Genomic DNA, 12,036 nt, shown 5'->3' on the forward strand with positions numbered 1-12,036 from the left:
AGACATTCTTTGCTTCTAAAAATAAACTAGGCTTGATTATTTTTTAGCTTTGGCAACTGCTTGTTGACCTGAAAGATTAATAAAGTTAAATGGACGGTCAAAGTTGGGTTGGAATAACATGTCAACCATTGCCATAAAGTTAATTGTATTATGGTTTTGAATCATTACAGAAACGGCATTGGCATACATCGAAATATCATAAGTACTCATGAATTGAGCCCCTAAAATTTGGTTGTTACTCTTATCCCATACTACGGTACCTAACACCTTTTTGTTATTAGGCATAAATTCTGGACGATAGTTATCTTCAAAGGTAACGCTATCAGCATCAAAGCCAGCCTTAAGTGCGGCTTGGAGAGTCATTCCTGTTGAAGACATTGAATTATCAAAAAGTTGTAAGCCAGAGGTTGATTGAGTTCCCATGTAAACTTCTTGATTGCCAAAAATATTAGTTCCTACTAAAATACCTTGACGAACGGCATTGGTTGCCAAAGGAACGTAAGCTTCGTGGTTAGTAGGGTTAAAGTGAACCGCTACCGCATCACCGGCGCCATAAACATCAGGATTAGAAGTTTGCATATAGCCATTAGTTTTAATTGAACCATCTGGATTAAATTCAAGTTGGTCTTTGAATAAAGCGGTGTTAGGACGGAAGCCAATGCAAAGAATAGCCATATCAGCGTGATAAGAATTGTTATTAGTTTTTACCGTAATACCTGTTGCGTCATCTTCAAAGCCAGCAACCATTTCGTTAAATGCTAGTTTAACATTATGTTCTTCAAAATCACGACTTACGATATCGGTGTAACGCTTATCATAGTATTTGCTTAACATGCGATCTTGGCCATCAATCAAGGTAACATTCTTGCTTTGAGTGCTGTAAGCTTCTACTAATTCGACACCAATGTAACCACCACCAATTACAATAATGTTTTTAGCATTTTGAGCTTGTTTAAAGAGCTTTTTAGCATGATTATAATTTTTGCATAGGTAAACATTTTTGCTATTGATTCCAGGTAAATTAGGAATAATTGGCCAAGAACCAGTAGTAACTACTAATTTATCATATGAATCAGTATGTGTTTGGTTAGTGGTTAAATCAGTGACAGTTAAAGTTTTATTCTTTAAATTAACACTGGTTACTTCGTGTTTTAATTTAACACTTGCACCAAGCTTAGTTAATACTTCAGGACTGGAATAAAACATGTCATCAATGTTTTTGGTAATACCACCTAAATAAGTAGCAATTCCACAAGATAGGAAAGAAACATTATCATTTTTTTCGTAAATAGTTACTTCAGTGTCAGGATGATTGGTTAGAATTTGGGTTGCACTGATGGTTCCAGCATGAGTACAACCAATAATAGCAACTTTCATAAAAAGCCTCCTTAAGGAAAATCTGATTTACTTTTATTCTAACAACAAAGACTGAAGAAAAAAATTAAAAAAGTGTAAAATAAAAGCACTACATTCTGTAGTGCTAAAATATGAAGTAGTGGGTGGTCAGGGGATCGAACCCTGGACCCACGGATTAAGAGTCCGTTGCTCTGCCAGCTGAGCTAACCACCCAATTGGATAACCAACAAATATTATTATGCCATAAGAAAATAAAAAAGCAAGAAATTTTTGAGTAAAAATAAAATAAAAGCGTTACCTCAGGTAACGCTTTATCAAAGATGGGTGGTCAGGGGATCGAACCCTGGACCCACGGATTAAGAGTCCGTTGCTCTGCCAGCTGAGCTAACCACCCAATTGGATAACCAACAAATATTATTATGCCATAAGAAAATAAAAAAGCAAGAAGTTTTTAAAATTTTTTTACAAATTTCAAAAAAAGTCGATAAACCAGTATAATAAAAGTAGAAGAAATAGGAGGAAAATCTAATGCCGAAAAAAATTTTAGTGGTAGATGATGAAAAACCAATTTCGGATATCATCAAATTTAACCTTACTAAAGAAGGCTTTGAAGTAGAAACCGCTTATGATGGTGAAGAAGCATTAGAGCGTGTTGAAGAGTATAATCCTGATTTAATGATTTTAGACTTGATGCTTCCTAAAAAAGATGGACTAGAAGTAGCAAGAGAAGTTAGAAAAACACATGATATGCCAATTATCATGGTAACTGCAAAAGATACAGAAATTGATAAAGTCCTTGGATTAGAAATGGGTGCAGATGATTATGTAACTAAGCCTTTTTCTAATCGTGAATTAGTAGCACGTGTAAAGGCCAATTTACGGCGACGTGATCTTAGTCAAAAAGCAACTGAAGATGACGATAATAAAAATATCACAATTGGTAATTTAGTAATTATGCCTGAAGCCTATATTGCTGAAAAAAATGGAGAAAAGATTGAATTGACTCATCGAGAATTTGAATTACTTCATTATTTAGCTCAACATATGGATCAAGTAATGACACGTGAACACTTACTACAAACAGTTTGGGGCTATGATTATTTTGGAGATGTAAGAACAGTTGATGTAACTGTAAGACGTCTAAGAGAAAAGATAGAAGACAATCCTTCTTCACCAACCATTTTGGTAACTAGGCGTGGAGTAGGATATTATGTAAAAAATCCAGCTGATGATTAAGGAAGGTAAGGTCACTAAATTTAGTGGCCTTCTTTTGTGGGGAAAATGAAAAAATTAAAACAAATTGCTAATTCAATAAATTTTAAAATTGCAATGATTTTTATGTTACTGCTGTTAGCCACAATTGAAATAATTGGTGCTTATTTTACTAGGCAGCTAGAGCAAAGTTCTATTCAAAACTTTGAAACTTCTATTCAAGTACCAAGTATCATTAGTAATCAAATTGCAAACCAGTTGAGTCGAGCAAATACTCAAAGTGCTAACAAGCAACTGAGTAAAATTGTTACAAATTACAATAATGATGCAATTAATCAAATGATAATTGTGGATAATAAACAAGTAATTAGAGCAGTTTCTAATGTTAATGATCAAGCACGTGTTGGTCAAAGAGATACTAGTAACGAGATTAAAGATGCGATTACCAATGGAAAACAAATTTCACAAGTTGAAAATGAAAATGGTAATAATATGATTCAAATTACGCCTCTAACTGCAACTAATGGTACTAATACTAATGTGGGGGCAATTTATGTTCGGGCTAGTATGCAAAGCGTGTTCAATAATATCCGCAATGTATCTTTGACTTTTTTAACTGCTTCTTTGGTGGCGGCGTTATTAGGAGCAATCGTTTCATTAGTAATTTCACGAGCCATTACACGGCCAATTGAAGAAATTCGCCAGCGGGCGATGCGAATTGCAGATGGTGATTATTCAGGGAAAGTAAAAGTTTATGCAAATGATGAGCTAGGACAACTTGCTAAAGCATTTAATACATTGTCAGTTAGAATTGAGAAAACGCAAGAAGCAACTGATAGCGAACGTCGGCGCTTAGACAGCGTCTTGTCTCATATGACTGATGGCGTAATTGCAACTGATCGTCATGGAAATATTACTATTATTAACGAAACGGCTTTGAATTTTTTGGAAAAGCCTGAATCTGAGGTTATTGGAAAATCAATTATTAAGGTCTTAGGTTTAAAAGATATCACGATGCAGGATTTAATGAGTAACCAGCAAGAGCTAATGGTAACAATTAATCCTAATAGTCCTGATGAATTAATCTTGCATGCCAACTTTTCTTTAATTAAAAGAGTAACTGGCTTTGTTTCAGGGATGGTGTGTGTTTTACATGATGTAACAGAACAACAAAAAAATGAACGTGAGCAGCAACAATTTGTTTCAAATGTCTCACACGAATTAAGAACGCCCCTAACTAGTCTCCAAGCCTATGTAGAAGCTTTGAATGATGGAGCTTGGAAAGATCCAAAGATTGCCCCACATTTCTTAAAGGTTATTCAAGATGAAACCCAGCGAATGATTAGAATGATTAATGATTTGCTCAGTTTATCACGTATGGATCGTGGAGTAGCTAAGATGGATCTTGAATGGGTCAATATTAATGACTTTGTAAGCCATATTTTGAATCGGTTTGATATGATGATCAAAACTGATGAAAAAAATGATCATCATAAAAAATACACAATTAAGCGCGAGTTGAATAATCAAGATCTGTGGGTTGAAATTGATACAGATAAATTAATGCAAGTAATTGATAATATTATGAATAATGCAATTAAATATTCACCTGATGGTGGAGTAATTACAGTGCGCTTACTAAAAGCTAAAGATCATATTATTTTAAGTATCTCTGATCAAGGATTAGGAATTCCACGCAAAGCCTTAAATAAAATTTTTGATCGTTTCTACCGGGTTGATAAGGCTCGTTCAAGAAAGCAAGGAGGAACGGGCTTAGGATTGGCAATTTCTAAAGAAATTGTTGAAGCTCACAATGGTAGAATCTGGGCTGATAGTGCTGAAGGTCACGGCTCAACTTTCTACATTTCACTACCATTTGAATCAATGGCAGAGGAAGGAGACAATTGGGATGAAATCTAAAAATAAAATTAGTGATCATGCGTTAACAATTGCATTAGTTGTTATGATTCTAACTTCACTTGGCTTATCTGGCTATATTTGGAGTTCAGATTCTAGATTTACAAAAATTGAGCAAACTTCTAATCAATCTCCTAATAAACAGGTGGGACAAAAATCTCTGCGAGAAATTTATATGCCAACAAAGATTATGTACTATAAAGGTAGTCAACTTTATCAAGTATATGCAGGGCGGGGAAATTTACCTTTGCAATTTTCTAATATGACTCAAAGTCTAAAAAGTGTAATCCCAGAAAAAATTGGAAAATCAAAATCTGAATATGATGACTTACTAAAAAATCAAAATTATGTTCAATTAACTTACCCAGATCAAATTACAATTTCTTTATTTTTAACAGGATTAAAGAAGATAAACAATGGCCAATTTAATCGTTTTTTTGTTCCAGTTAATGGTCAGAAATATATTTATTTAGGTAATGACGCAGATTATTGCTTATATAAAATTCCAGTTAATAAAGTAAAATTTGATAATTTTTATCAAAAGATTCGTGAAACGAAAACTCAGTTGCCAGTTAGTCTCTACCGTCTGGATAACATGTATTTAACCTTTTTTGAAAAGTCAACTTCTTTACCAATTTATAGTTATTTGACTGATCACCAGGCTGACTCTTATTTTGTCTATCGCTTATTAGGAACAGGCTCAATTAATCAAAGAAATTCTACTAATTCAATTACTTATTCAAATGGAGTTTATGAACGTTTAATTGCTTCTAAGAAAAATAATGACTACGAATATGTAAACTATGGTGAAACAAAGAGCCCGAAATCGGTGACAGATAAATTGACTTCTAGTTTATATTACGTAAGAAAAATTGGCTTGAGTGAACCAGATTTACACTTTTTTGATGCTGATAATAATGTTTTGATTTATCAAAATTATGTTGAAGAATACCCAGTCTTTTTAACTGGTAAATATAATTCTCGCGCTAAAATTAATTTTGCGACGAATGGTTTAAAAATAAACTTTAATAGTTTAGACTTACAAATTCCAATTCCAAATGATGGCAGTAAGAAAAAATTACAGCCAACAGCAGAAGCATTAAATCAATTAGAAGCAGCTGGCTATGATAAAAGTAAAATTTCTCGTATTATAGTCGGTTATACCAGTAAAGTAGATAATGATAAATCTGCCCGGTTGGTAACTTTGACACCAGCATACTACGTTAAGATCAACGGTAAATGGCAGTCAATAAATGAATGGATCACTCAAGCTCAAGGAAAGGAGTAAGAAAGAATGGATTTTAAGCGAATAAAATGGATTTTCTTGATTGTTTTTATTGGAATAAATATCTTTCTTGGAGTCGAAATTATTCAAGCACCGAAATTACTTTCTAATACTCCTAAGTATAATTTAAAAAATTCAACTACTTTGGCTAAAGAACTGCAAAATAATAATATTAAAGTTCCAGCTACTAATAATCAACAGTCAGGTGGCTATTATTTGGCAGCTTCTAGTGATAGTAAATGGATAACTCAAGCTAAAAAGCAACTAGATGGTGAAGCTTTGATACTTGCCCCAAATACTAACGAAAAAAGTTTGACAGCAAAGTTGGCTGAACCAATTGAGGTCAGTAAAAATAAAAAAGAAGCTTTAAAAGAAATAGAAAAATTTAAAGACAATTCTCAGTATGTTTATAATGGGAAAGATTATGTGTATGTAGCTGATTTATCCAGTAAACAAGATTATGTTTTTTTACAAAAAACGCCTTATGGAGTTCTTTATGCAAACCGAGCAAGACTTCATATTAACTTAAAAGATAATCAAATTGTTTCCTATTATCAACGCTACACTAATAAAGTATTTCCAGTTAGAGAAAGACAAACAACGATTAGTTCTCAAGCAGCGATTCGTTCTTTGTATACATACAGTGAGTTGCCAAATAATTCCAAAGTATTGTGGATTAAATTTGCTTATACGAAGTTAGTCCAAGTACGTGGAAGTGTGATTTTTTTACCAAGTTGGGTAGCGGCGATTGAAAATAACGATAATAAATCAGTTACTTACAAAAAAGTAAACGCCTTTACAGGGGCAATGATTAATGATCAAAAGGGAATGTAGAATTGAAAGTTTCTGTTTTAGCTAGTGGATCAACTGGCAATGTAAGTTTAATTCAAACTAAGCAGCATAATATTTTGATGGATGCAGGTCTTTCTGGAAAAAAGACAAAACTACTTTTAGAAAAAGTAGGAGTGGACATTAAAACAATTGACATGGTATTTCTGAGCCACGATCATCATGATCATTCGGGAGGACTAGGAGTGTTAATGCGCCGTTATCCTCAAATCAATGCTTATGCTAATTCTGGGACATGGCAGTACTTAAATGAAACTGGTAAGATTGGGAAATTGCCCGTAAATCAAATTAATGCTTTTGAACCAGGAAAGACCAAAACTTTTGGGGATCTAGAAGTCACTAGCTTTGCTACAAGTCATGATGCAGCTCAACCTCAATATTATGTTTTTAAAAGTGATGGTAAAAGATTTGCCTGCTTGACTGATACTGGTTATGTTTCTAGTAAAGTAAAGAGTGAGATTGCTGCAGCAGATGGTTACCTGATTGAATTTAATTATGATGATGAATTATTACGTAATGGTCCATATTCATGGGATTTAAAGCATCGAATTTTGTCAGATGTAGGTCATTTATCTAACCAGCAAGCTGGTGAGGCACTTTTAGATGTGGTGAAGCCTAATACAGAACACATTTTTTTAGCACACCGCAGTCAGGAGAATAATACAAAGTTTAAGGCTCATGATGCAGCTGAAAAGATCTTAGTTCAGGGGGATGCAAATTTACCTGCTGATGTCGAGATTATTGATACAGCTGTAGAAACTCCAACTAACTTAATTGAAATTTAAAAAAATCGGAGAAGAAATTCACTATTTTTTCAAATTTAGTTCTTAAGCTATATAATTAAGAAAAACGAGGAAGAAGATATTTATGACTGAAAAGAAGACAAATAATTTAGTAAAAACAGGAATTATCGGTGTAGTAGCAGGACTTTTAGGTGGTGGAGTTGCTTATGCTGGGTTATCACAAGTTAATAATGATAGTGCTAGTCAATCTGGTACTCCAATTGTAAAAACTGTTAAAAATACTAGTAAAAATTCAGGTGAAATGACAGCGGCTTACAATACAGTTAAAAATACTGTTGTTTCAGTGGTGAATTTAAAGCGTCAAAGTTCTACTAGTAGTTCAGATCCTTTTGGAATTTTTGGTGATTCTTCAAGTTCTTCTAAATCAAGTTCTAAATCAGATCTTGAAACTTACAGTGAAGGCTCAGGAGTTATCTACATGAAATCTAATGGTAAAGGTTATATTGTAACTAATAATCATGTGGTTTCAGGTAGTGATGCTTTACAAGTAATTTTAAGCAATGGTAAAAAAGTAACTGCCAAAAAAGTTGGAGCTGATGCTGAAACTGACTTAGCTGTTTTAACAATTGATGGCAAATATGTAACTCAAACTGCTCAGTTTGGTAATTCAAAAAATCTTGAACCTGGTCAACCTGTAATAGCAGTTGGTTCTCCTTTAGGTAGTCAATATGCAAGTAGTGTAACTCAAGGAATTATTTCTGCAAAAAGTAGAACAATTGATGTAACTAATTCAAATGGTCAAGTTACTAACCAGGCGACAGTAATTCAAACAGATGCTGCGATTAATCCTGGTAACTCAGGTGGTCCTCTTGTTAATGAATCAGGCCAAGTAATTGGGATTAACTCAATGAAGCTTTCTTCATCAGGCGATGGTACTTCGGTTGAAGGAATGGGTTTTGCAATTCCTAGTGATGAAGTAGTAACGATTATTAATGAATTAGTTAAAAATGGTAAGATTACCCGTCCGCAATTAGGAATTAGAGTTGCCTCAATCAGTGAGTTAACTGATTATGCTAAGAAACAACTGGGTGTATCTTCCAATGTAAAAAGTGGTGTTTTAGTAGCTTCAGTGACCAAGAATGGCACTGCTGCTAAAGCAGGGATTAAAGCTGGAGATGTAATTACTAAGGTTGATAATAAAAATATTAGTGATGTAGCAAGTCTTCACACTGTGCTTTATGCCCATAAAGTTGGCGATCATGTTACAGTACAAGTTATTCGTGATGGTAAAAATAAAGATATTAATGTAACCTTAAATTAGACAGTTAAAAAGCTACAAAGTTTTGCTTTGTAGCTTTTTGTATAAATTTTTAAAGAAGGAAAGAAGAAAAATTGAATATTAAAATTGTTTGCGTTGGTAAGCTCAAGGAAAAGTACTTTAAAGATGGAATTGCTGAATACTTGAAGCGGATGGATCGTTATGCCAAGATGCAAATTGTACAAGTGCCGGATGAAAAAGCTCCCGAAAAGTTAAGCCCCGCTGAAATGGAAAAAGTAAAAGAAATTGAAGGAAAGCGAATTTTAAGTAAGATTAAGGATAAAGAATATGTTTTTGTAACAGCGATTAAAGGTAAAGAAAGAACTAGTGAAGAATTTGCTAAAGAAATTTCTGATTTAACTACCTATGGTCATTCTGATATTACTTTTGTCATTGGAGGAAGTTTAGGCACTAGTAAGGCTGTTAATAAACGAGCAGATCAATTAATTAGCTTTGGTAAGTTCACGATGCCTCATCAATTGATGCGGTTAGTACTTAGTGAACAAATTTATCGGGCCTTTATGATAAATAACGGTAGTCCGTATCATAAGTAAAATTTTGTACAAAAAATAAAAAATATTTGGATAAAAAATAAAAAGAAAATAAAAATAAGCCAGTCTTTCCAAGTGAGAGGGATGGTTTTTATTTTGCTACGTTTTGAATAACGACCAAAGCTGTGAGCTAACATTCCTTCACTTAATTCTTCACTATGAGCTAAGGCAGGTAGGATAGCTTTAAAATATAAACTTGGTGACCACCAAGAAAGATTTTGCCCCCGCATTAAAGCTGCAACTTTAATTTTTTTGAGTTCTACTTGCATTTGGGGAATAAAGTTGAAAGCAGCTAGCCAGCCATAAACAAGTTTAGTAGGGAGATGAAAGTTTTGCTCTAATGAACGAGCGAGCGTAAGAGGAGGAGTGGTGTTAATTAGGATAACTCCTAAAAGGATTAAGACATACATTCTTGTAAAGAGTGTCCAAGCTGCTATTAAGTTTGGCTCATCACTAAACCAATAAAGGGAGCTAAAGATTGCAAAGGCAGCTGGAAAGGCAAAGACAATAATGAGAGCAAGTTTTTTGAGAGAATATTTGCTTATAAAAAGATAAAGTAAAGAACCTACCAAAAAAGTTAGGTTAATAACCAAATTGGGGATAAAAGATATTTCAAGAGAAATTATTAAAAATAAGAAGAATTTTAAACTAGGATTCAAGGTTAAGACTACTTTCAAAAACTAAATTTTGATCTTTTAAGTGTAAGTGATAGTTGATAATTTCACTTAAAGGACCAACTTGATGACTAATAATTACAATATTTTTAGAGCGAGCACTTTTTTTGAGCCACTTACAGACAAGTTGTTGACTATCGCAATCAAGTCCAGTCAAAGGCTCATCTAGCAAAAGAACACGATGATTTTCTAACAACATTAAAAGAATTTGGAGCTTCTTTTTTTGACCGCCTGATAAAGTATAAATGGATTGATCTAAATCAGGAAGGTTGAGTTCTTTAATCATTTGGTCAATTTCTTTTTGTGAAAAAAACTTTGTTTTTCGTCTAGCTGTAGCAATTTCTGCGGCAGCAGTAAGCTTTAAAAATTGAGGAGTGCTATCAGTAAATACTTCACCAACTGTGGTGAGGTATTTTTTTTGCCGTAATTTACGGACTTCTTTTTCTTGGTAAAGTAAGTGGCCTTGGTAAGGCATCATTTTAATGAGTGAATTAAAAAATGCTGATTTACCACTACCATTTTCACCTGTGAGAAGGGTGATTCCCTGCGGGATGTAGTTAGTAACGTTGTTTAAGAGAGTTTTTTGAGATAGGGATAAAGAAAAATTACTTAAGGTAAAAATTTTATTTTTAGGGGTGGGGAGGGAGAGCGCTTTTTTAGAGAGTTTAGCCACAGGGAGAGCGAAAGGAGTAAAGTGAATGCCTTTGTTTTTGATAGTTAATTGGTGAGTAACGAGATTTTCATAACCTTGAGTTTGGTGATCAATGGCGACAATTGTCGTTCCTCTTTTTTTGAATTCGAGTAATTGCTTTAAAAGTAGCTTGCGGCTTGAAGGATCACAATTACTAAATGCTTCATCAAGTAAGAGTAAGTCAGGTTCCATAATGGCTGCAATCGCAAAACTGACACGTTGCTTTTCCCCAGAAGATAAAGTCTGTAAAGGTTGGTTAAGTAGGGAAGTAAGATGTAAGGCTGTAGCTACTTGGGTGATCTTTTTTTTAGCATGGGTAGGACTGATATTGAGATTTTCTAAGCTAAAAATTAATTCTTCTAAAGCAGTTGGCATGACGAAATGACTAGTTGGATCTTGAAAAACCATAGTCCAATTTTTGGGTCGTACAATTGCCTTTCCAGCCGGTAATAAATGAGCAATTAACTTTAAGAGAGTGGATTTACCACTGCCATTACTACCAGTAAGTAAGGTAAAAGAACCAGTAGGTAAGGAAAAATTAACGTCTTTGAAGATGTCTTTTTGATGATAAGCAAAATTGAGATTTTTAACTTTAATAGTCATGAATAATATCAGCTTTCTGAACTAATTTGAGGATTTGGCTAACTAAGACAGCACTAAATAAAAATAGTGAAAACCAGCGCACAATAAAGTAGATTATTAGCCTGGAAAAAGGGAAGAGGTTATAACCATTTTTGAAATAGTCATAGACAAAACTAAAAATGGTAGTTGTGGTAGCTGATAGAGTAAGCGTAAAAAAATTGTAGTATTTATAGCCAGTTAAGAAAAATCCTGCTTCACTACCAGTTGCTTGAACAAAACCAGAAATAATATTTGCCATTCCCCATTGTGCCATAAAAAAAGTTTCCATTAAGCTACTTAAAAATTCTCCTAAAAAGCTACTACCAGGTTTTCTAATTAAAAATCCGGTTAAAGGCCCTGCCATACACCAAAGACCGAGCACAATATCGTTAGCTAAAGGCCCAAAACCGACAGGAGTTAGGGCTAAAGTAAGGAGATTATAAAGGAGATCACTTGAGGTGTAAATAAAACCCCAGATAATTCCTAAAAGACAAATGAAAATGATGTTATTAATAGTATAAAATTTAAATTTCATAGTTATAACTCACAAAATAAGGGTAAATTCTAAAAAAATTATGTTGTTAATTATTTATATAATAAAAATAAAACAAAAAATATTAAATAACATTAAATTAATGGTATATCAACAAAAATCGAGGTTTTTTAAATTGATAAAAAAGGGATCAAAAATAGTTGATAGTTTAATAAAAAGTGTTATTATATTTACGAAGATGAAATTTTGTAATTTAATATATTGACTTTTAATCAACAAAAATTATTTTTTTCCTTAATTTACATTTTTATTAATCACAACTTTAA

The 12,036-nt window shown here is 33.3% G+C and carries 11 protein-coding genes and 2 tRNA genes; 7 read left to right on the forward strand and 6 right to left on the reverse strand.

What is annotated here, in order from left to right; translation table 11 throughout:
• Window positions 1–36: 36 nt before the first annotated feature.
• The 3 genes from FP433_RS00725 to FP433_RS00735 form a co-directional block, all read right to left on the reverse strand.
• The gene (locus tag FP433_RS00725; protein ID WP_265486786.1) at window positions 37–1,377 is read right to left on the reverse strand and encodes an FAD-dependent oxidoreductase; all 1,341 of its coding nucleotides are present in this window, start codon (window positions 1,375–1,377) and stop codon (window positions 37–39) included.
• 119 nt (window positions 1,378–1,496) lie between these two features.
• Window positions 1,497–1,569: transfer RNA gene (locus FP433_RS00730), tRNA-Lys, on the reverse strand.
• 108 nt (window positions 1,570–1,677) lie between these two features.
• Window positions 1,678–1,750 (reverse strand) — tRNA-Lys (locus FP433_RS00735).
• A gap of 134 nt (window positions 1,751–1,884) precedes the next feature.
• Between FP433_RS00735 and yycF the strand changes: the two genes are divergently transcribed.
• The 7 genes from yycF to rlmH all read left to right on the forward strand — a co-directional run bounded on the left by yycF (window position 1,885) and on the right by rlmH (window position 9,234).
• Window positions 1,885–2,592, forward strand: a complete 708-nt coding sequence (yycF, locus tag FP433_RS00740) for a response regulator YycF (protein WP_265486787.1) — start codon at window positions 1,885–1,887, stop codon at window positions 2,590–2,592.
• Window positions 2,593–2,637: 45 nt separating this feature from the next.
• Complete coding sequence (gene walK, locus FP433_RS00745) at window positions 2,638–4,488, forward strand: cell wall metabolism sensor histidine kinase WalK (protein WP_265486788.1); 1,851 nt, start codon at window positions 2,638–2,640, stop codon at window positions 4,486–4,488.
• The gene (locus tag FP433_RS00750) at window positions 4,478–5,773 is read left to right on the forward strand and encodes a YycH family regulatory protein (protein WP_265486789.1); all 1,296 of its coding nucleotides are present in this window, start codon (window positions 4,478–4,480) and stop codon (window positions 5,771–5,773) included. Before walK ends, FP433_RS00750 begins: the two co-directional genes overlap by 11 nt.
• A gap of 6 nt (window positions 5,774–5,779) precedes the next feature.
• Window positions 5,780–6,604 carry a two-component system regulatory protein YycI gene (locus FP433_RS00755; protein WP_265483683.1) on the forward strand — a complete coding sequence of 275 codons (825 nt, stop codon included), beginning with the start codon at window positions 5,780–5,782 and terminating at the stop codon, window positions 6,602–6,604.
• 2 nt (window positions 6,605–6,606) lie between these two features.
• Window positions 6,607–7,404, forward strand: a complete 798-nt coding sequence (locus tag FP433_RS00760) for an MBL fold metallo-hydrolase (protein WP_265483682.1) — start codon at window positions 6,607–6,609, stop codon at window positions 7,402–7,404.
• A gap of 82 nt (window positions 7,405–7,486) precedes the next feature.
• Window positions 7,487–8,683 carry a S1C family serine protease gene (locus FP433_RS00765; protein WP_265486790.1) on the forward strand — a complete coding sequence of 399 codons (1,197 nt, stop codon included), beginning with the start codon at window positions 7,487–7,489 and terminating at the stop codon, window positions 8,681–8,683.
• A gap of 71 nt (window positions 8,684–8,754) precedes the next feature.
• Window positions 8,755–9,234: a 23S rRNA (pseudouridine(1915)-N(3))-methyltransferase RlmH gene (gene rlmH, locus FP433_RS00770; protein WP_265486791.1), complete on the forward strand. Its 480-nt coding sequence runs from the start codon at window positions 8,755–8,757 to the stop codon at window positions 9,232–9,234.
• Here the strand turns inward: rlmH and FP433_RS00775 are convergent.
• The 3 genes from FP433_RS00775 to FP433_RS00785 are packed head-to-tail and all read right to left on the reverse strand — an operon-like array spanning window position 9,225 to window position 11,752.
• Window positions 9,225–9,890: an energy-coupling factor transporter transmembrane component T family protein gene (locus FP433_RS00775; protein ID WP_265486792.1), complete on the reverse strand. Its 666-nt coding sequence runs from the start codon at window positions 9,888–9,890 to the stop codon at window positions 9,225–9,227. The two genes, rlmH and FP433_RS00775, sit on opposite strands and share 10 nt — an antisense overlap.
• Window positions 9,880–11,199, reverse strand: coding sequence for an ABC transporter ATP-binding protein (locus FP433_RS00780; RefSeq protein WP_265486793.1), 1,320 nt, complete (start codon window positions 11,197–11,199; stop codon window positions 9,880–9,882). Before FP433_RS00780 ends, FP433_RS00775 begins: the two co-directional genes overlap by 11 nt.
• The gene (locus FP433_RS00785; RefSeq protein ID WP_265486794.1) at window positions 11,189–11,752 is read right to left on the reverse strand and encodes an ECF transporter S component; all 564 of its coding nucleotides are present in this window, start codon (window positions 11,750–11,752) and stop codon (window positions 11,189–11,191) included. The genes FP433_RS00780 and FP433_RS00785 overlap by 11 nt, the downstream gene beginning before the upstream one ends.
• Window positions 11,753–12,036 lie beyond the last annotated feature (284 nt).

Source organism: Lactobacillus sp. PV012, assembly GCF_014522325.1.
Lineage (GTDB): Bacteria > Bacillota > Bacilli > Lactobacillales > Lactobacillaceae > Lactobacillus.